Source organism: Actinokineospora pegani (assembly GCF_009745975.1).
Taxonomy (GTDB): Bacteria; Actinomycetota; Actinomycetes; order Mycobacteriales; family Pseudonocardiaceae; genus Actinokineospora; species Actinokineospora pegani.
The window spans coordinates 1-23,156 of the sequence record NZ_WHOL01000125.1; the positions used below are offsets into that span (position 1 = coordinate 1).

Annotated in this window: 2 protein-coding genes; both read left to right on the forward strand. The window is 75.3% G+C overall.

What is annotated here, in order from left to right; genetic code table 11:
• A partial coding sequence (locus GCL84_RS27850) for a type I polyketide synthase (protein WP_156758552.1) occupies positions 1-8,302 on the forward strand: 8,302 nt, incomplete at its 5' end.
• A gap of 257 nt (positions 8,303-8,559) precedes the next feature.
• Positions 8,560-23,156 (forward strand): type I polyketide synthase (locus GCL84_RS29565; RefSeq protein WP_197523558.1); only part of this gene is annotated, 14,597 nt, incomplete at its 3' end.

The following is a 23,156-nucleotide window of genomic DNA, read 5'->3' on the forward strand; positions in this document are numbered from 1 at the left end:
GGACGTCCACCGCACCGCCTACACCCAGGCCGGGCTGTTCGCGGTCGAGGTCGCGCTGGTGCGCCTGCTGGACTCGTGGGGCGTCACGCCGGAGGTGCTGATCGGGCACTCCATCGGCGAGCTGGTCGCCGCCCACGTCGCGGGCGTGTGGTCGCTGGCCGACGCCTGCCGGGTGGTGGCCGCGCGCGGTCGGCTGATGGGCGCGCTGCCCGAGGGCGGGGCCATGGTCGCGATCCGCGCGACCGAGGAGGAGATCGAGCTGACCGGCGGCGTGAGCGTCGCGGCGGTCAACTCGCCGGACTCGGTGGTGGTCTCCGGCGTCGAGTCCGAGGTCCTGGCGATCGCGGCGGGGTTCGCCGAGACCAAGCGGCTGACCGTGTCGCACGCCTTCCACTCCGGGCTCATGGAGCCCATGCTCGCCCGCTTCCGCGCCGAACTGGCCACCGTCGCCTTCGCCGAGCCGACCCTGCCCGTGGTGTCCAACCTGACCGGGGCGCTCGCCGACCGGCTCACCGACCCGGGGTACTGGGTCGAGCACGTGCGTGGCACCGTCCGCTTCGCCGACGGCGCGGCGGCCCTGGCGGGTCTGGGCGTGGCGCGCTCGGTCGAGGTCGGGCCGGACGCCGTCCTGACCCCGCTGGTCGAGCACTGCGTGCCGGTGCAGCGCCGGAAGCTGCCCGAGGCCACCGCCGCCATGACCGGGCTCGGCGGCCTGTTCGCGCTGGGCGCCGCCGTGGACTGGGCGGCCGTGTTCCCCGGCGCCCGCACGACCACCCTGCCCACCTACCCGTTCCAGCGCACGCACTACTGGCTGGAGCCCGGCCACGGCGCCGACATCGCCGGGGTCGGGGTCGACGCCGCGGACCACCCGCTGCTGCGCGCCGTCGTGGCCCTGCCCGACGACCGCGGCGTGGTGCTGACCGGGCAGGTCTCCGCCCGCCGCCACCCGTGGCTGGCCGACCACCGCCTCGGCGGCCGGGTCGTCGTGCCCGGGACCGCGCTGCTGGACATGGTCGCCCGCGCGGGCCGCGAGGTCGGCTGCGCCACCGTGCGCGAGCTGATGCTGCACGCCCCGCTGGTGGTCCCCGAGTCCGGCCCGGTCGACGTCCGCGTTGTCGTCGGCGCAGCCGGGGACGGCAGGACCGTCACCGTGCACGGCCGGGTCGGGGACGGCGAGTGGACCCGGCACGCCGAGGGCGTCCTCGACGAGCACGCCCCGGTCACCGCCGCCCCGCCCGCCGTGTGGCCGCCCGAGGGCAGCGAGGCGGTCGACGTCACCGGCGTCTACGACACCCTCGACGCCGCGGGTCTGTCCTACGGCCCCGCGTTCCGCGGTCTGCGCCGCGCGTGGCGCCACGGCGGCGACGTGCACGTGGAGGTCGACCTGGCGGGCGCGGTCGACCCGACCGGCTTCGGCGTCCACCCCGGCGTCCTCGACTCGGTGCTGCACGCCCTGTCCGTCGCGGGCCTCGACTCCGGTTCGGGTGTGCCGTTCGCCTGGGGCGGGGTCACCTTCACCGCGACCGGCGCCACCACCGTGCGCGCCACGCTGCGGGCCGCCGCCTCCGGTGTCTCGCTCACCGTCACGGACCCGGCCGGGGCGCCGGTCGCCGCCGTGGAGTCGCTGGTGCTGCGCCCGCTGGGCGCGCCCGCCGAGGACACCGCTGTCCGCGACGCCCTGTTCGCCGTGGACTGGGTTCCCGTCGTCGTCGAGCGAGAGCTTTCCGGGGCCGAGGTGCTCGACACGCGCGGGATGGGCCTTGGTGCGGTGCTGGGCGCCGTGCAGGACTGGGCCGCGCAGGACCGGGAAGACCGGCTGGTCGTGCTGACCGGGCGCGCGGTGTCGGTCGGCGCGGGCGAGCCGGTGACCGGCGACGCCGCCGTGTGGGGGCTTGTGTCGTCTGCCGAGACGGAGAACCCGGGGCGGTTCCTGCTGGTCGACGTCGACGGGGAGGTGGCTGTCCCGGAGGCCGACGAGCCCCGGCTCGCGCACCGGGCCGGGACGTGGTGGGCGCCGCGCATGGCCCGCGCGGGCAGCCCGATCGACGGGGTGGACCTGGTCGCGGGCGGGCGGTGGCGGCTGGCCGTGCCGAAGCCGGGCACCGCTGACGCCCTGGTCGTGGTTCCCGCCGAGGTCGCTGAGCTGGGGCCTGGGCAGGTGCGGGTCGAGACGCGGGCGATCGGGTGGAACTTCCGCGACGTGCTGACGGTGCTGGGCATGTACCCGGACCCGTCGGCGGTGGTGGGCATCGAGGGGGCCGGGGTGGTCACCGAGGTCGGCGCGGGCGTCGACCTGGCGGTGGGCGACCGGGTCATGGGCCTGCTGCCCGCCGCCGGTGAGTCCTGTGTGGACGCCCGCCTGGTCGCGCCGGTCCCGGCCGGGTGGTCGTGGGCGCAGGGCGCGGCGACGCCGATCGTGTTCTTGACGGCCTGGTACGGGTTGCGTGATCTGGGTGGGTTGCGGGCGGGGGAGCGGGTGCTCATCCACGCGGGCACTGGTGGTGTGGGCATGGCCGCGATCCAGTTGGCCCAGCACCTGGGCGCGGAGGTGTTCGCGACGGCGCATCCGTCGAAGTGGCACTTGTTGCGGGACATGGGCTTGGACGACGATCACATCGCGTCGTCGCGGACGGCGGAGTTCGGGGAGAAGTTCTCCGGTATCCACGTGGTGTTGAACTCGCTCGCGGGTGCGCTGATCGACGCTTCGGTGCGGACGCTGGTCGAGGGTGGCCGGTTCATCGAGATGGGCAAGACCGACCTGCGCGACGGGCTGCCCGGGGTGTCCTACCAGGCGTTCGACTTGTTCGACGCCGGGGAGGACCGCATTCGGGAGATGTTCAGCGAGCTGCTCGGGTTCATCCGGCCGCTGCCCGTGCGCGCGTGGGACGTGCGCCGCGGCCGCGACGCGGTGCGGTTCATGGCCCAGGCCAAGCACACCGGCAAGGTCGTGCTCACCGTTCCCCGTGCCTGGACCCCGGGCGGCACCGTGCTGGTCACGGGCGCGTCGGGTGGTATCGGGTCGCTGCTGGTGGATCACCTGGCGGAGCAGGGGTTCGACGTGCTGCCGGTGAGTCGCGGTGCGGGTGTGGACGTCACGGACAAGGCGTCGCTGGCCAAGGCGATCGAGGGGCGCGAGCTGACCGCCGTGGTCCACGCGGCTGGTGTCCTCGACGACGGCACGCTCGGGTCGCTCACGCCGGAGCGGCTCGACGCCGTGCTGGCGCCGAAGGTGACCGGCGCCCGCAACCTGCACGAGCTGACGAAGGACATGGACCTGGCCGGGTTCGTGCTGTTCTCGTCGACCTCCGGCATCTGGGGCGCGGCGGGGCAGGCGAACTACGCGGCGGCCAACGTCGCCCTGGACGCGCTCGCCGCCGACCGGCGGGCCGCCGGGCTGCCCGCGGTGTCGCTGGCGTGGGGCGGCTGGGACACCGGCATGGCCACCGGCAACAGCCGGGCCGCGGCCGGGCCGCTCGGCCTCATCACCCCCGACTTCGGCGTGGCGCTGTTCGACGCCGCCGTGCGCTCGGACCGGGCGCTCGTCGTGCCCGCGTCGATCCGCCTCGCCGCGCTGCGCAAGGAGATCGGCGCCGACGTGCCCGCGCTCTGGCGGGACCTGGTCCGGCCCGCCCAGCGCACCGCCGCGGCGGCCACGAGCGGGCTCGCCGACGAGCTGCGCGGCCTGCCCGAGTCCGAGCGGCTCGACACCCTGGTCCGGCTGGTGCGCGACCGGGCCGCCGCCGTCCTCGGCCACGCCACCGCCGACGCCGTGCCCGCCGACCAGGCGTTCCGCGACATCGGGTTCGACTCGCTGACCTCGGTCGAGCTGCGCAACTCCGTGGCCGAGGCCACCGGGCTGCGGCTGCCCGCCACGCTCGTGTTCGACCACCCCACCCCGGCCGCGCTGGCCCGCTTCGTCCAGGCCAAGCTCACCGGGACCACCGCCCGCACCGCCGCCACGGCGGCCACCGCCGTCCCCGGTGACGACCCCGTGGTCATCGTCGGCATGGCCTGCCGCTACCCCGGCGGTGTCGACAGCCCGGACGCCCTGTGGCGGCTGGTCGCCGACGGCGTGGACGGCATCGGCGGGTTCCCCACCGACCGCGGCTGGGACGTCCACTCGCTCTACCAGGGTGAGAGCGACATCGTCGACCAGGGCGGGTTCCTGCGCGACGCAGCCGGGTTCGACGCCGCGTTCTTCGGCATCAACCCGCGCGAGGCGCTGGCCATGGACCCGCAGCAGCGGCTCCTGCTGGAAAGCGCCTGGGAGGCGCTGGAGCACGCGGGCATCGACCCGTCCGGGCTGCGCGGCGCCGACGCGGGCGTGTTCACCGGGGCCAGCTCGTCGGGCTACGGCTCCGGGCTCACCGCCGTCCCCGAGGAGGTCGCCGGGTACCTGCTCACCGGCAGCACCGGCAGCGTCCTGTCCGGCCGCATCTCCTACACGCTCGGCCTGGAGGGCCCGGCCGTCACCGTCGACACCGCCTGCTCGTCGTCGCTGGTCGCCCTGCACTGGGCGGCGCAGGCCGTCCGGACCGGGGAGTGCTCGCTCGCGCTGGCGGGCGGGGTGTCGGTGATGGCCGCGCCCGGGGTGTTCGCCGAGTTCTCCCACCAACGCGGCCTCGCCGCCGACGGCCGCTGCAAGTCCTTCGCCGACGCGGCTGACGGCACCGGGTGGGGTGAGGGCGTCGGTATGCTGGTGCTTGAGCGCCAGTCGGACGCTGTGCGCAACGGGCATGAGATCTTGGCTGTGTTGCGTGGTTCCGCGGTGAACCAGGATGGTGCGTCGAATGGTTTGACCGCGCCGAATGGTCCGTCGCAGCAGCGGGTGATCCGGCAAGCGCTTGCGAACGCGGGTCTGTCCCCGTCCGATGTGGATGCCGTGGAGGCGCATGGGACCGGTACGACGCTGGGTGACCCGATTGAGGCGCAGGCGTTGCTGGCGACCTACGGCCAGGAGCGGGAGGCCCCGTTGTGGTTGGGGTCGATCAAGTCGAACATCGGGCACACCCAGGCCGCCGCGGGGGTGGCCGGGGTGATCAAGATGGTGCAGGCCATGCGGTTTGGGCAGCTCCCCGCGTCGCTGCACGTGGACGCGCCGTCGTCGAAGGTGGACTGGACCGAGGGGTCGGTGGCGCTGCTGACCGAGACCACCGCGTGGCCGCCGGTCTCCCGGCCCCGCCGCGCGGGGGTGTCGTCGTTCGGCATCTCCGGCACCAACGCCCACGTCGTGGTGGAGCAGGCGCCGATGGCCGCCGCCCCGCCCACGTCCGTGCCCGGCGTCGTGCCGTGGGTGCTCTCGGCCCGCTCGCCCGACGCGTTGCGCGCGCAGGCGGCCCGGCTCGCCGCCGTGCTGACCGACGACGTCGAGGCGGGGGAGGTGGCGTGGTCGCTGGCCACCACCCGCGCCGCGCACGACCACCGGGCCGCCGTCGTCGGCGCGGACCGGGCCGACCTGCTCGCCGGGCTCGCCGCGGTCGCCGAGGGCGCGCACACCGGCCGCGCCGTCGACGGGCGCACGGCGTTCGTGTTCTCCGGCCAGGGCTCGCAACGGGTCGGCATGGGTGCGGGCCTGCGTCGGTTCCCCGTGTTCGCCGAGGCGTTCGACGGGGTGCTGTCGCACTTCGAGGGGGTTCGGGAGCGGATCGGCACGGAGGAGGTGCACCGGACCGAGGTGGCCCAGGCCGGGCTGTTCGCGTTCGAGGTCGCGCTGGTGCGGCTGTTCGAGTCGTGGGGGATCAAGCCGGACGTGCTGATCGGGCACTCGATCGGCGAGCTGGTCGCCGCGCACGTGGCTGGTGTGTGGTCGCTGGCGGACGCGTGCAAGGTCGTCGCCGCTCGTGGTCGGTTGATGGGCGCGTTGCCGGAGGGCGGGGCGATGGTGTCGATCAAGGCGACCGAGGCTGAGATCGAGCTGACCCCCGGGGTGAGCGTCGCGGCGGTGAACGCCGCCGACTCCGTGGTGGTCTCCGGCGTCGAGTCCGAGGTGCTGGCCATCGCGGCGACGTTCGAGAAGACTAAGCGGCTGACCGTGTCGCACGCGTTCCACTCGGGCCTGATGGACCCGATGTTGGAGGAGTTCCGGGCGGTGCTGGACACCGTCGAGTTCCACGAGCCGTCGTTGCCGATCATGGCCAACGGGGACGGCGAGCTGACCGACCCGGACTACTGGGTCCGGCACGTGCGCGGCACCGTCCGGTTCGCGGACGGCGTCGCCGCGCTGGATGCGGCGCGGGCGGTCGAGATCGGGCCGGACGCCGTGCTGACGCCGCTGGTGGACGGGTGCGTGCCCGCCCAGCGCCGCGACCGGGACGAGACCACGACCGCCCTCACCGCGCTCGCCCGCCTGTTCACCACCGGCGCCCGCGTCGACTGGACCGCCGTCCTGCCCGCGGCCCGCCGCGTCGCCCTGCCCACCTACCCGTTCCAGCACGAGCGCTTCTGGCTCACCCCCACGCCCGCGACCACCGCCGACGACGGCTTGCGCTACCGGGTCGACTGGACCCCGGTCACCCTGCCCGCCCCGGAGACGGCAGGCCGTTGGCTGATCCTCACCGACACCCCCGACAGCCCGGTCGTCGGCGCGTTCACCGACCCGGTGCTGCTGCGCCCCGAGCCGACCCGCGAGGCCCTGGCCAAGCGGTTGGTGGAGATCGGCGAGGTCGCGGGCGTGCTCGCCGTCGGCGCCGACCTGCCCGGCGCCGTCCGCGCCGTGCAGGCCCTCGGCGACGCGGGGGTCACCGCCCGGCTCTGGTGCGCCACGACCGGCGCGGTCTCGACCGGCCGAGCGGACGCCCTGACCGATCCCGACGGCGGCCTGCTGTGGGGCCTGGGCCGGGTCGCCGCGCTGGAGCACGGCGACCGCTGGGGTGGGCTGGTCGACCTGCCCGCCACCTGGGACGACCACACGGCCGACCGGCTGCGCGCGGTCCTGTCCGGCACCGAGGACCAGGTCGCCCTGCGCGCCGCGGGCGCTTTCGCCCGCAGGCTCGTCGAGGCCCCAGCCGCGGGCGGCGACCCGTGGACGCCCGCTGGGACCGTCCTGGTCACCGGCGGCACCGGCGGCCTCGGCGCGCACGTCGCCCGCTGGGCGCACGCCCAGGGCGCGCGCCTGGTGCTGACCAGCAGGCGCGGCCTCGAGGCCCCTGGCGCGGCCGAGCTGGCCGCCGAACTCGACGCGGCGGTCGTCGCCTGCGACGTGGCCGACCCGGACGCGGTGCGGGCCCTGGTCGACGGGATCGACGACCTGCGCGCCGTCGTGCACGCGGCCGGGGTCGCGGTGGACTCCGCGCTGGCCGATGTGGACCAGGCGGGCATCGACACCGTCCTCGCGGGCAAGGTCGCGGGCGCCCGGCACCTCGACGCCGCGCTGGGCGGGCGGGACCTGGACGCCTTCGTGGTGTTCTCCTCCATCTCCGGCGTCTGGGGCAGCGGCGGCCAGGGCGTCTACGCGGCGGGCAACGCCTACCTCGACGCGCTCGTGCTCGACCGGCGGGCCAGGGGCCTGGCCGGGACCGCGCTGGCCTGGGGCCCGTGGGCGGGCGGCGGCATGGTCGACGAGCGCGCGGGCCACGAGCTCGCCCGCCGCGGCGTCCGGCCGCTGGCCCCGGCCAGGGCGCTGTCCGCGCTGGCCGCGGCGGTGGGCCGTGGCGAGGACTGCGTCACCGTCGCCGACGTCGACTGGGCGCGGTTCGCCCCCGCCTTCACCGCCGCCCGGCCCAGCCCGCTGCTGTCGGACCTGCCCGCCGTGCGGGCCGCCCTCGCCCAGGACATCCCGACCGGCGGGGCGGGCGAATGGGCCGCCCGGCTGTCCACCCTGCCCCGCCCCGACCGGGACGAGGCCGTGCTGCGGCTGGTCCGCGAGCGGGCCGCCGCTGTCCTGGGCCACAGCGACACCAGCACCGTCGAGGCGTCCAGGGCCTTCAAGGACCTCGGCTTCGACTCCCTGACCGCCGTCGAGCTCCGCGACGCCCTCACCGCCGCGACCGGCGTCAAGCTCCCGGCCACCGCCGTTTTCGACCACCCGAACCCCACGGCGCTGGCCCACGAGCTGGCCCGGACGGCGTTCGGGGCCGACGAGACCCCCGTCCTGTCCGAACTCGACCGACTCGAGGCCGCCCTGGCCCGCGAACACCTCGACGCGGCCGTGCGCGACGAGGTGGCCGGGCGGCTGCGGGCGCTGGTGGCGGCGTTCAAGCCCACCGCGGTCAATGCGCGCGAGGCGGTCACCGAAAAACTGGGCGCGGCCTCGGACGAAGAGCTTTTCGCTTTCATCAACAAAGACCTCGGCAGGCGTCGGTAAATAGCGGCGCACCGGTGTTCGGGGGCTGTGCGCCGCGCGGCTCCCGAACTGCCCTGGTCAGGCAAAGTGCTAGCTTAGGGACCCCTAGGGGCCCTCCTAGGGGTTGTCGGTGATCTTGTCCCGCCAATAGTGTCCAATTCGATGGCGACACGCGTCAATGTCCACCGAATTGTCGAGACCGGGCAGGGTTGTGTTGAATTCTCTGGGTTTCTCCGGCATTCACTTCGTTTTCGGTGCGCGCAGGGTGGGGGAGTCCGGTGGCGAATGAGGAGACACTCCGCGATTACCTGCGCTGGGTGACCGCGGACCTGCACGAGGCGCGCGAGCGCGTCGCCGAGCTGGAGTCCGGCGCGGCCGAGCCGGTGGCCATCGTCGGCATGGCCTGCCGCTACCCCGGCGGCGTCGACAGCCCCGAGGCGCTGTGGGAGCTGGCGGCCGAGGGCCGCGACGGCATCGGCGGGTTCCCCACCGACCGCGGCTGGGACCTCGACGCGCTCTACGACCCGTCCCGCGACCGGGCGGGCACCAGCTACGCGCGGGAGGGCGGGTTCCTCGACGGCGCGGGCGAGTTCGACGCCGACCTGTTCGGGATCTCCCCGCGCGAGGCGCTGGCGATGGACCCGCAGCAGCGGCTGCTGCTCGAGACCTCGTGGGAGGCCCTGGAACGCGCGGGCGTCGACCCCCTGTCGCTGCGCGGCTCCAGGACCGGCGTGTTCGCGGGCACCAACGGGCAGGACTACACCGCGCTGCTGCGCGAGGTCCCCGAGGGCGTCGAGGGCTACCTCGGCACCGGCAACACCGCCTCGGTCATGTCCGGCCGCATCTCCTACACCCTCGGCTTCGAGGGCCCGGCCGTCACCGTCGACACCGCGTGCTCGTCGTCGCTGGTCGCCCTGCACTGGGCCGCGCAGGCGCTGCGCGCGGGGGAGTGCTCGCTCGCCCTGGCGGGCGGGGTGACGATCATGTCCGCGCCCGGGGCGTTCATCGAGTTCTCCCGGCAGCGCGGCCTGGCCGCCGACGGCCGGTGCAAGTCCTTCGCCGACGGCGCGGACGGCACCGGCTGGGGCGAGGGCGTGGGCATGGTGCTGCTGGAGAAGCTCTCCGACGCCCGGCGCAACGGCCACACCGTGCTCGCCGTGCTGCGCGGCTCGGCGATCAACTCCGATGGGGCCTCCAACGGCCTCACCGCCCCGAACGGGCCGTCGCAGCAGCGGGTCATCCGCGCGGCGCTGGCCAACGCGCGGTTGACCACGACCGACATCGACACCGTCGAGGCGCACGGCACCGGCACCACCCTGGGCGACCCCATCGAGGCCCAGGCCCTGCTGGCCACCTACGGGCAGAACCGCGCCGAGCCGCTGTGGCTGGGCGCCCTCAAGTCGAACATCGGCCACACCCAGGCCGCCTCCGGCGTCGCCGGGGTCATCAAGATGGTGCAGGCGCTGCGCCACGGGGTGCTCCCGAAGATCCTGCACGTCGACCAGCCTTCGTCCACTGTGGACTGGTCGGCTGGCGCGGTCGAGCTGCTGACCGAGAGCCGTGCCTGGCCCGCCGTCGACCGGCCGCGCCGAGCGGGCGTGTCGTCGTTCGGCATCTCCGGCACCAACGCGCACATCATCCTGGAGCAGGCCCCCGAGCCGGAACCGGTCACCGAGACCGGGCCGACCGGTGTGCTGCCGTGGGTCCTGTCGGGCAAGACACCGGAGGCGCTGCGCGCGCTGGCGTCCCGGGTCGCCGCCGTCGGGGGTTCGGCGGCGGACGTCGGGCTGAGCCTGGCGTCCTCCCGGGCCGGTCTGCCGCACCGGGCTGTTGTCGTCGCCGAGGACCACTCCGCCGGGCTCGCGGCCCTGGCCGCCGGGACCCCGGACGCGTCGGTCGTCACCGGGGAGGCGCGATCGGGCAAGACCGCGTTCGTGTTCTCCGGGCAGGGTTCGCAGCGGGCCGGGATGGGCCGTGAGCTCTGCGCTCGCTTCCCCGTGTTCGCCGAGGCGTTCGACGAGGTGCTGTCGCACTTCGAGGGAGTCCGGGAGCGGATTCAGACCGACGACGTGCACCGGACCGAGGTGACCCAGGCCGGGCTGTTCGCCTTCGAGGTGGCGTTGTTCCGGTTGTTCGAGTCGTGGGGTGTCACGCCCGATGTCCTGATCGGACACTCGATCGGCGAACTGGCCGCCGCGCACCTCGCGGGCGTGTGGTCGCTGGCGGACGCGTGCGAGGTCGTCGCTGCCCGTGGTCGTTTGATGGGCGCCCTGCCCGAGGGCGGGGCGATGGTGGCGATCAAGGCCGCCGAGTCCGAGATCGAGCTTACTGACGGTGTCAGCATCGCGGCCGTCAACGGGCCGGACTCCGTGGTGGTCTCCGGGGTCGAGTCCGAGGTCTTGGCGATCGCGGCGAAGTTCGACAAGACCAAGCGGCTCGCCGTGTCGCACGCGTTCCACTCGCCGCTGATGGACCCGATGCTGGAGGAGTTCCGGGCCGTCGTGGAGTCGGTGGAGTTCCAGGAGCCGTCGCTCCCGGTGCTGCCCGCCAACCCGCGCACCAACCCCGAGTACTGGGTCCAGCACGTGCGCGGCACCGTCCGGTTCGCCGACGGTGTGGCCGCGCTGGATGCGGCGCGCGCGGTGGAGATCGGGCCGGGCGCGACGCTGTCCTCGCTCGTCCCGGACTGCGTTCCCGCCCAGCGGGACCAGCGGCCCGAGGTCGCCACCGCGTTCACCGCCCTCGGCGCGCTCCACACCCGAGGTGCCGACGTCGACTGGGCCGCGGTGTTCCCGGGCGCGCAGCGCGTCGACCTGCCCACCTACCCGTTCCAGCGCACCCGCTACTGGTTCGACACGACTCCCGCCCCCGCCGGGTCGACGGCCGCCGACAGCGCGTTCTGGGACGCCGTCGAGCAGGGCGACCTCAGCGGGCTCGGCCTCGACGAGCTGACCCTGCCCGGGCTCGCCGCCTACCGGCGTGGCCAGGACGAGCGCGCCCAGCTCGACTCCTGGCGCTACCGCGTCCAGTGGGCCCCGGTCACCGGCCTGCCCGAGACCGCCCCCGGCGGCTGGACCGTCCTGGGCGAGCACCCCGAGCTGACCGAGGCCCTCGGCGCGACCACCGTCGATTCGCTCGATGGCGTCACCGGTGACATCATCGCCGCGCCCGCGACCCTCACCGAGGCCATCGAGACGATCCAGGCCGTCCAGCCCGGCGCCGTGCTCTGGCTGGCCACGCGGGGCGCGGTCTCGGTCGGTGCGGCCGACCCGCTGACCGACCCCGAGTCCGCGCAGGTCTGGGGCCTGGGCCGGGTCGCCGCCCTGGAGCACCCCGACACCTGGGGCGGTCTCGTCGACCTCCCCGCCACCTGGGACGACCGGACCCGCGCCCGGCTGCGCGCCGCCCTGGCCGCCGACCAGGACCAGATCGCCGTCCGCGCCTCCGGCGTGTTCACCCGCCGCGTCACCCCCGCCCCCGCGCCGACCACCACCTGGACCCCGCGCGGCACCGTCCTGGTCACCGGCGGCACCGGCGGCCTGGGCGCGCACGTCGCCCGCTGGGCGCACGGCCACGGTGCCCGGCTGGTGCTCACCAGCCGCCGGGGCCTCGACGCCCCCGGCGCCGCCGACCTGGCCGACGAGCTGGGCGCGCGGGTCGTCGCCTGCGACGTCACCGACGCCGACGCCGTCCGCGCGCTGGTCGACGGGATCGACGACCTGACCGCCGTCGTGCACGCGGCGGGCGCCGCCGCCGACGCCCCGATCGCCGACCTCACCGCCGCCGACCTGGGCCCCGTGCTGGACGCCAAGGTGCGCGGCGGCCGCAACCTCGACGCCGCCCTGGGCGAGCGCGACCTGGACGCCTTCGTGGTGTTCTCCTCCATCTCCGGCATCTGGGGCAGCGGCCGCCAGGGCCTCTACTCGGCGGGCAACGCCTACCTCGACGCGCTGGCCCTGCACCGCCGCGGCCGCGGCCTGGCCGCGACCGCCGTCGCCTGGGGCCCGTGGGCCGAGGGCGGCATGGTCGACGAGCGCACCGCGCACGAGCTGGCCCGCCGCGGCGTCGTCCCGCTCGCCCCGGCCCGCGCGCTGGCCGCCCTGGCGGGCGCGGGCGAGAACACCGTCATCGCCGACATGGACTGGGGCACGTTCGCCCCCGCCTTCACCGCCGCCCGGCCCAGCCCGCTGCTCTCGGAGCTGCCCGGGGTCGCCGCCGCCACCGCCGCCCCGGCAGGCGACACCGGGTTCGCCGACACCCTCGCCGGGCGCTCCGCCGCCGAGCGCGACGCGCTGCTGCTCACCCTGGTCCGCACGCACGTCGCCGGGGTCCTCGGCCACGCCTCGCCCGCCGCGGTCACCGCCGACCGGGCCCTGTCCGAGCTGGGCTTCGACTCGCTGACCGCCGTGGAGCTGCGCAACGGCCTGGCCGCCGCCACCGGTCTCGCGCTGCCCGCCACCCTCGTCTACGACCACCCCACCCCGGCCGCGCTCGCCGAGCGCCTGCGTGCCGACCTCTTCGGCTCCACCGCCCCCGCGTCCACCGCCACCGCGGCCGCGGTGACCGATGAGCCGATCGCGCTGGTCGGCATGTCCTGCCGGTTCCCGGGTGGCGTGCGGTCCCCGGAGGACCTGTGGGACCTCATCGCCGAGGGCGGTGAGGGCATCGTCGGCTTCCCCGACGACCGGGGCTGGGACCTCGACGCCCTCTACGACCCGGAGCAGGGCCGCGCGCACACCAGCTACGCCCGCGAGGGCGGCTTCCTCGACGGCGCGGGCGAGTTCGACGCCGCCCTGTTCGGCATCTCCCCGCGCGAGGCCATTGCCATGGACCCGCAGCAGCGGCTCCTGCTCGAGGCGTCGTGGGAGCTGCTGGAGCGCTCCGGCATCGACCCGACCTCGCTGCGCGGCACCCGGACCGGTGTGTTCGCCGGAACCAACGGGCAGGACTACACGACGTTCCTGCGCGAGGTGCCCGACGAGGTCGCCGGGTACCTGGCCACCGGCAACACCGCCTCGGTGATGTCCGGTCGGATCGCCTACGCCCTGGGCCTGGAGGGCCCGGCGCTCACCGTCGACACCGCGTGCTCGTCGTCGCTGGTGGCGATGCACCTGGCCGCGCAGGCGCTGCGCTCGGGGGAGTGCGACCTCGCGCTGGCGGGCGGCGTGACGGTCATGTCCACCCCCGGCGCGTTCGTCGAGTTCGCCCGCCAGCAGGGGCTGGCCGTCGACGGCCGGTGCAAGTCCTTCGCCGACGGCGCGGACGGCACCGGCTGGGGCGAGGGCGTGGGCATGCTGCTGTTGCAGCGCCTGTCCGACGCCGAGCGGGACGGGCACGAGGTGCTGGCCGTGCTGCGCGGCTCGGCGATCAACTCCGATGGCGCCTCCAACGGCCTCACCGCCCCCAACGGGCCCTCGCAGCAGCGGGTCATCCGCGCCGCGCTCGCCGCCGCCGGGCTCGGATCGTCCGATGTGGACGCCGTGGAGGCGCACGGCACCGGCACCAGGCTGGGCGACCCGATCGAGGCCCAGGCGCTGCTGGCCACCTACGGGCAGGACCGGGACCAGCCGCTGTGGCTGGGCTCGGTGAAGTCCAACATCGGCCACACCCAGGCCGCCGCGGGCGTCGCCGGTGTGATCAAGATGGTGCTGGCCATGCGGCACGGGCGGCTGCCCCGCACGCTGCACGTGGACGCGCCGACGACGAAGGTCGACTGGTCGGCCGGGGCGGTGCGGGTCCTCACCGACACCACGCCGTGGCCCGCCGTCGACCGGCCGCGCCGAGCGGGCGTGTCGTCGTTCGGCATCTCCGGCACCAACGCCCACGTCATCCTGGAGCAGGGCCCGGACCCGGTCGTCGTCGAGCCGACCCCGGCCGCGCCCGCCCCGTGGGTGTTCTCCGGCCGCACCGCCGACGCCGTGCGCGCCCAGGCCGCCGCCGTCGCCGCGCTCGACGCGTCCCCTGTGGACGTTGGTTTCTCCCTGGCCACCACCCGTGCCGCGCTGGACCACCGCGCGGTCGCCGTCACCGCCGACGGCGCGTTCCCCGAGCCCGTCGTCAGCCGCGTGGTCGACGGCGGCACGGCGTTCGTGTTCTCCGGGCAGGGCTCGCAGCGGGTCGGCATGGGGCGCGAGCTGGCCGAGCGGTTCCCCGTCTTCGCCGACGCCTTCGACGAGGTCTGCGCCCACTTCGACGCCGTGCTCGACAAGCCGCTGCGCGCTGTCCTGGCCACAGACGAGATCCACCGCACCGCCTGCGCCCAGGCCGCGCTGTTCGCCGTCGAGGTGGCGTCCGTGCGGCTGCTGGAGTCGTGGGGCGTGCGACCGGACGTGCTGATCGGGCACTCCATCGGCGAACTGGCCGCCGCGCACGTCGCCGGGATCTGGTCGCTGGCCGACGCGTGCGCGGTCGTCGCCGCGCGCGGCGGGCTGATGGGCGCGCTGCCCGAGGGCGGGGCGATGGTCTCCGTGCGCGCCACCGAGGCCGAGGTGCGCCCGCTGCTGACCGACGGCGTGGACATCGCCGCCGTCAACGCCGAGGACTCCGTGGTGGTGTCCGGGGTCGAGGCCGAGGTGTTGGCGATCGCCGCCAAGTTCGACAAGACCAAGCGGCTCACCGTGTCGCACGCGTTCCACTCGCCGTTGATGGACCCGATGCTGGACGAGTTCCGGGCTGTCCTGGCCTCAGTGGAGTTCCACGAGCCCAAGATTGCCATTGCGCCCACCAACCCCCGGACCGACCCGGGGTACTGGGTCGAGCACGTGCGCGGCACGGTCCGGTTCGCCGACGCCACCGCCGCGCTGGCGGGCCTGGGCGTGGTGCGGTCTGTCGAGGTCGGACCCGACGCCGTCCTGACACCGCTCATCGAGCCGTGCGCGCCCCTGCTGCGCCGCGACCGGTCCGAGGTCGCCACCGCCCTCGCCGCCGTGGGCGCCCTGTTCGCCACCGGCGCGCCCGTCGACTGGGCCGGGGTGTTCGCCGGGACCGGCGCGCACAAGGTCGCGCTGCCCACCTACCCGTTCCAGCGGCAGCGCTTCTGGCTGGAGCCCGGCGGCGGCCCCGCCGACCTCGCGGGCGCGGGCGTCGAGCCCACCGGCCACCCCCTGCTCACCGCCGCCCTGCCCCTGCCCGACGGCGACGGGGCCGTGCTCAGCGGCAGGCTCGCGCTGCGCACCCACCCGTGGCTGGCCGACCACCGCATCGCCGGGCAGGTCGTCGTCGCGGGCGCCGCCCTGGTCGACCTCGCCGTCCGGGCGGGCGCCGAGGCAGGCCGCCCCCGGGTCGGCGAGCTGATGCTGCACGCCCCGCTCGTCGTCCCCGAGACCGGCGCTGTCGACCTGCGCGTGTCGGTCAACGGCGGTGCGATCGCCATTCACAGCCGGGTCACCGAGGGCGAGTGGGTCAAGCACGCCTCCGGCACCATGAACGAGGCAGTCGAGGCCACCGCCGCTGAGTGGCCCGCCGAGGGCGAGCCGATCGACGTCGCCGACCTCTACCCCGCCCTGGCCGCCAGCGGCCTGGACTACGGCCCGTCCTTTCAGGGCCTGCGCCGCGCGTGGCGGGCCGATGGGGCGGTGTTCGTCGAGGTCGACCTTGACAACGGCAACGACACCGACGTCACCGGTTTCGGCGTCCACCCCGGTGTCCTCGACTCGGTCCTGCACGCCCTCGCCGTCGCTGGACTTGAGACGGGGGCGGGCGCGGAGGCCGGGGTGCCGTTCGCGTGGACCGGGGTGTCGGTCTTCGCCACCGGCGCCACCTCCGTTGTCGCCCGGCTGGCGCAGAACGGGTCCGGCGTCGCCGTCGACCTGGTCGACCCGGCCGGGAACCCGGTGGCCGTCGTCGAGTCGCTGGTGCTGCGCCCGCTGGGCGGGCCCGCCGTGGACTCCGGCGTGCGCGACGCGCTGTTCACCCTCGACTGGGCGCCGGTCCAGGTGCCCGACGCCCCCGCGGACTGGTCCGTGGTGCGGGCCGACACCGACGTGCTGTCGCTGACCGGCGGCCCGGTCCTGTTCGACACCCGGGGCGTCGCCGACGACGCCGTGCTGGGAGTGCTGCGCGCCTGGCTGACCCTCGACTCCGCTGAGACCCTGGTGGTGCTGACCGGGCGGGCCGTGTCCGTCGCCGGGGAACCGGTGCCGGGGCTGGACCAGGCGGGCGTGTGGGGTCTCGTGTCCTCGGCGGAGTCCGAGAACCCCGGCCGCTTCCTGCTCGTCGACGTCGACGACCACGAGCCCGTGGGCGGTGTGCTGGACGCGGGGGAGCCGAGGCTGGCTCGCCGGGGCGGGCTCTGGTGGGCGCCGCGCATGGCGCGGGCGTCGGTCGACACGGAGGTCCGCGCGGGCGGGCTGTGGCGGCTGGCGGTGCCGGAGGCGGGCAGCGCTGACGCCGTCGTCGCCGTCCCCGACACCGAGCGGGCGCTGTCGGCCGGTGAGGTGCGGGTCGAGACGCGGGCCATCGGCTGGAACTTCCGCGACGTGCTGACCGTGCTGGGCATGTACCCGGACCCGGCCGCGTTCGTCGGCATCGAGGGCGCGGGCGTCGTGGTCGAGGCGGCCGAGGACGCGGGCTTCGCCGTGGGCGACCGGGTCATGGGCCTCATCCCCGCCGCCGGTCTGTCCGTTGTGGATGCCCGCCTGGTCGACCGGGTCCCGGCGGACTGGACGTGGGCGCAGGCGGCGTCGGTGCCGATCGTCTACCTCACCGCCTGGTACGGGCTGCGCGACCTGGGCGGCCTGGCGGCGGGGGAGCGGGTGCTCGTGCACGCCGGGGCGGGCGGGGTCGGCATGGCCGCCATCCGCATCGCCCAGCACCTGGGCGCCGAGGTGTTCGCCACCGCGCACCCGGCCAAGTGGGACGTCCTGCGCGGGCTGGGCCTCGATGACGACCACATCGCCTCCTCCCGCACGGCCGAGTTCGCCGAGCGGTTCTCCGGCGTCCACGTGGTGCTCAACTCGCTCGCGGGCGAGCTGATCGACGCCTCGGTCCGCACCCTGGTCGAGGGCGGCCGGTTCATCGAGATGGGCAAGACCGACCCGCGCGAGGGCTTCCCCGGCGTCGCCTACCACGCCTTCGACCTGATCGACGCCGGACCGGACCGCATCCGGGAGATGTACGGCGAGCTGGCCGGGGTCATCGCCCCGCTGCCCGTGCGCGCCTGGGACGTGCGCCGCGCCGCCGACGCCACCCGGTTCATGTCCCAGGCCAAGCACACCGGCAAGGTCGTGCTCACCGTCCCGCGCGCCTGGACCCCGGGCGGCGCCGTCCTGGTCACCGGCGCGTCCGGCGGCATCGGCTCGCTGCTCGTCGACCACCTGAGCGCCCAGGGCTTCGACGTCCTCCCGGTCAGCCGCGGTGCCGGGGTCGACGTCACCGACCGGGAGTCCCTGGCCCGGGCCATCGCAGGCCGCGACCTGACCGCCGTCGTGCACGCGGCCGGGGTCCTCGACGACGGCGTGGTCGCCTCGCTCACCCCGGAGCGCCTGGCCAGGGTCGCCGACCCGAAGGTGCTCGGCGCACGGCACCTGCACGAGCTGACCAAGGACATGGACCTGGCCGGGTTCGTGCTGTTCTCCTCCACGTCGGGGGTGTGGGGCGCGGCGGGCCAGGGCAACTACGCCGCCGCCAACGTCGCCCTCGACGCCCTGGCCGCCGACCGGCGCGCAGCGGGCCTGCCCGCGGTGTCGTTGGCCTGGGGTGGCTGGGAGACCGGCATGGCCACCGGCAACACCCGGGTCACCACCGGTCCACTCGGGACGATCACCCCCGACCTGGGCGTGGCCCTGTTCGACACCGCCGTGCACGCCGACCGGGCCTTCCTCGCCCCGGCGCCCATCCGCCTCGCCCTGCTGCGCAAGGAACTCGGCGCCGACGTCCCGCCGTTGTGGCGCTGGCTCGTCCGCGCCGGGCAGCGCGCCGCCGCGGCCGCCGTCCCGGCCGCGGGCATCGCCGAATCGCTGCGCGGTCTGTCCGAGGCCGACCAGGTCGACGCCCTGCTGACGGTCGTCCGCGAGCGGGCAGCCGCCGTTCTCGGCCACGCCACCCCGGACGCCATCACCGCCGACCAGGCGTTCCGCGACCTCGGTTTCGACTCGCTGACCTCGGTGGAGCTGCGCAACGCGCTCGCCGCCGCCACCGGTCTGACCCTGCCCGCCACGACCGTGTTCGACCACCCCACGCCGCTCGCCCTGGCCAAGCAGGTCCACGCCAAGCTCTCCGGGACCACCGCGCCCGTCGCCATGGCCACCGCGACCGTCGCCGCGACCGACGACCCGGTGGTCATCGTCGGCATGGCCTGCCGCTACCCGGGCGGGATCGACTCCGCCGACGCGCTCTGGCGGCTGGTGTCCGACGGCGTCGACGGCGTGGGCGGGGTCCCCACCGACCGCGGCTGGGCGTTCGACACCCTCCAGCAGGGCGATCAGGTCATCGAGGCGCGCGGCGGGTTCCTCTACGACGCGGGCCGGTTCGACCCGGCGTTCTTCGGCATCTCCCCGCGCGAGGCCACCGCCATGGACCCCCAGCAGCGGCTCCTGCTCGAGACCGCCTGGGAGACCCTGGAGCACGCGGGCATCGACCCGACCACGCTGCGCGGCACCGACACGGGCGTGTTCACCGGGGCCAGCTCGTCGGGCTACGGCAACGGCGCCACCAGCGTCCCCGACGACGTGGCCGGGTACATGCTCACCGGCAGCACCGGCAGCGTCATGTCCGGCCGGGTCGCCTACTCGCTGGGCTTCGAGGGCCCGGCCGTCACGATCGACACGGCGTGCTCGTCCTCGCTGGTCGCCCTGCACCTCGCCGCCCAGGCCCTGCGCTCCGGCGAGTGCGGGCTGGCGCTGGCGGGCGGGGTCGCGGTCATGGCCAACCCCGGCATCTACGCCGAGTTCGCCCAGCAGCGCGGCCTGGCCGCCGACGGCCGCTGCAAGTCCTTCGCCGACGCCGCTGACGGCACCGGGTGGGGTGAGGGCGTCGGCGTGCTGGTGTTGGAACGCCAGTCCGACGCCGTGCGCAACGGACATGAGATCTTGGCCGTGGTGCGTGGTTCTGCGGTGAACCAGGACGGCGCGTCCAACGGGCTCACCGCACCGAACGGGCCTTCGCAGCAGAGGGTGATCCGGCAAGCGCTTGCGAACGCGGGTCTGTCCCCGTCCGATGTGGATGCCGTGGAGGCGCACGGCACCGGGACCACACTGGGTGACCCGATCGAGGCGCAAGCACTGCTGGCGACCTACGGCCAGGAGCGGGAAACCCCGCTGTGGTTGGGGTCGATCAAGTCGAACATCGGGCACACCCAGGCCGCCGCCGGGGTCGCTGGAGTCATCAAGATGGTGCAGGCCATGCGCCACGGCCTGCTGCCCAGGACCCTGCACGTGGACGCGCCGTCGTCGAAGGTGGACTGGGCGGAGGGCTCGGTCGAGCTGCTGACCGAGCCGACGGTGTGGCCCGCCGCCGACCGGCCGCGCCGGGCGGGGGTGTCGTCGTTCGGCATCTCCGGCACCAACGCCCACGTCGTCCTGGAACAACCAGCGCCGCGCCGGGTCGAACCGCCCGAGCCGCGCACCACACCGGTGCCGCTCGTGCTCAGCGCCAAGACGCCCGAGGCGCTGCGCGCCCAGGCCGGGCGGCTCGCCGAGCTGGCCGACCTGGAACCGGTCGACGTCGCCTGGTCCCTGGCCACCACCCGCACCGCCTTCGACCACCGCGCCGTCGTCGTCGGCGCCACCGACGCCGAGCTGCGCGCCGCCCTCGCCGGTGACCTCCCGATCGCCACCGCCGTCCCCGGCCGGACCGCGTTCGTGTTCTCCGGCCAGGGCTCGCAGCGGGTCGGCATGGGCGGGGGGCTGCGCCGGTTCCCCGTGTTCGCCGAGGCCTTCGCCGAGGTCCTGGGCCACTTCGACCCCGAGGTCGTCGCGCGGATCGGCACCGAGGACGTGCACCGCACCGAGGTGGCCCAGGTGGCGCTGTTCGCCTTCGAGGTGGCGCTCGCCCGGCTGTTCGAGTCCTGGGGCGTGCGCGCCGACGTGCTCCTGGGGCACTCCATCGGCGAGCTGGTCGCCGCCCACCTCGCCGGGGTGTGGTCGCTGGCCGACGCGTGCGCGGTCGTCGCCGCGCGCGGCAGGCTGATGGGCGCGCTCCCCGAGGGCGGGGCGATGGTCGCCGTGCGGGCCCGCGTGGACGAGATCCGGTTGACCGACGGGGTCTCCATCGCCGCCGTCAACGCCCCCGGGTCGGTGGTGCTGTCCGGCGTCGAGTCCGAGGTGCTGGCCATCGCGGCGACGTTCGAGAAGACCAAGCGGCTGACCGTGTCGCACGCGTTCCACTCGGCGCTGATGGACCCGGTGCTGGACGAGTTCCGGGCTGTCCTGGACTCGGTCGGGTTCCACGAGCCGACAACGCCGGTGATCTCCAACCTGACCGGCGCCGTGGCCGACCGGCTGACCGACCCGGCGTACTGGGTCGAGCACGTGCGCGGCACGGTCCGGTTCGCTGACGGCGTCGCCGCCCTGGATGCCGTGCGAGCCGTCGAGATCGGACCGGACGCCGTGCTGACGCCGCTGGTAGAGGACTGCGTCCCCGCCCAGCGCAAGGACCGCGACGAGGTGACCGCTGCGCTGACGGCCGTTGGCAGCCTCTTCGCGACCGGCGCCCACGTCGACTGGACCGCCGTGCTGCCCCGGGCCCGGCGGGTCACCCTGCCCGCCTACGCCTTCCAGCGGCAGCGCTACTGGCTGCCCGCCGCGCCCGCCCCCACGGGCGGCGGCGTCGACGCGTCCGGCCACCCGCTGGTCGGCGCGGCCGTCGCGCTCCCGGACGGCGACGGCGCGGTGCTCACCGGCAGGCTGTCACTGGCCACCCACCCGTGGCTGGCCGACCACCGGGTCGCCGGGCAGGTCGTCGTCCCCGGCACCGCCCTGCTCGACATCGCCGCCCGCGCCGGGCGCGAGGCCGACGCCGGGCACGTCCGCGAGCTCATGCTGCACGCCCCGCTCGTGCTCCCCGGGACCGGCGCGGTCGACGTCCGCGTGGTCGTCGGCGCCGACACCGGCGACGGCCGGGCCGTCGCCCTGCACAGCCGCACCGAGTCGGGGTGGACCAAGCACGCCTCCGGCACCGTGGACTCCGCCTCCACCCCCGCGCCGTCGCTGCCGTGGCCGCCGCAGGGGGACCCACTCGACCTGACCGGCCTCTACGACCACCTCGCCACCACCGGCCTGGACTACGGTCCCGCCTTCCGGGGCCTGCGCCGCGCCTGGCGGGACGGCTCGGCCGTCGTCGTGGAGGTCGACCTCGACGCCCCCGGCGACGGCTTCGGCGTGCACCCGGCCGCGCTCGACTCCGTGCTGCACGCGCTGGCGGTGGCGGGGATCGACGCGGGCTCGGGGGTGCCGTTCGCCTGGTCCGGGGTCTCGTTCTTCGCCACCGGGGCGAGCAGCGTGCGCGCCCGCCTCAGCCCCGCGGGCTCCGGCGTCGCGCTCGTGGTCACCGACACCGAGGGCGCGCCCGTCGCCTGCATCGAGTCGCTGGTGCTGCGGCCGGTCGCCGCCGCCGCCGACACCGGGGTCCGCGACGCGCTGTTCGGGCTCGACTGGGCGCCGCTGGTCGTCGAGGGCAGTGACACCCCCAATACCGACACCCCCGAGGTCTTCGACGCCCGCGGCCTGACCGCCGCCGAGGTCTTGCCGGTGCTCCAGGAGCACGCCGTCGCGGACGCCGACGGGCCGCTGGTCGTGCTGACCGAGCGCGCGGTGTCGGTCGGCGAGGCCGAGCCCGTCCGCGGTGACGCGTCCGTGTGGGGCCTGGTCGCCGCCGCCGAGTCGGAGAACCCGGGCCGCTTCGTGCTGGCCGACGTCGACGGCGAACACGACCTGGCCGGGGTGGCGGCCACTGGGGAGCCGAGGGTCGCGCTGCGCGCCGGGGCCTGGTTCGCGCCCAGGATGGCGCGCGCCGCCGAGCCGGACCCCCTGGTCACCGGCGGCCGGTGGAAGCTCACCGCCGCCAGGCCGGGCACCGCCGACGGCCTGGCCACCGTGCCGGACCCGGACGCCGACCAGCCGGTGGGCGCGGGCGAGGTGCGGATCGAGACCCGGGCGGTCGGGTGGAACTTCCGCGACGTGCTGACCGTGCTGGGCATGTACCCGGACCCGTCGGCCACCGTCGGCATCGAGGGCGCGGGTGTCGTCGTGGAGACGGGCCCGGGCGCCGGACACGCCGTGGGCGACCGGGTCATGGGCCTGATGCCCGCCGCCGGTCAGGTCGTCGTCGACGGCCGCGTGGTCGCGCCGGTCCCGGCCGGGTGGTCGTGGGCGCAGGGGGCGGCGACGCCGATCGTCTTCCTCACCGCTTGGTACGGCTTGCGTGACCTGGGTGGGTTGCGGGCGGGGGAGCGGGTGCTGATCCACGCGGGCACCGGTGGTGTGGGCATGGCCGCGATCCAGTTGGCCCAGCACTTGGGCGCGGAGGTGTTCGCGACGGCGCACCCGTCGAAGTGGCACCTGTTGCGCGGCATGGGTTTGGACGATGATCACATTGCTTCCTCGCGGACGGCGGAGTTCGGGGAGAAGTTCTCCGGCATCCACGTGGTGTTGAACTCGCTCGCGGGTGAGTTGATCGATGCCTCGGTGCGGACCATGGTTGAGGGTGGCCGGTTCATCGAGATGGGCAAGACCGATCTCCGCGAGGGCTTCCCGGGCGTGGCTTACCGGGCGTTCGACTTGATCGAGGCCGGGCCCGACCGCATCCGGGAGATGTTCGGCGAGCTGGCCGGGATCATCACCCCGCTGCCGGTCCGCGCCTGGGACATCCGGCGCGGCGCGGACGCCACCCGGTTCATGTCCCAGGCCAGGCACACCGGCAAGGTCGTGCTCACCGTTCC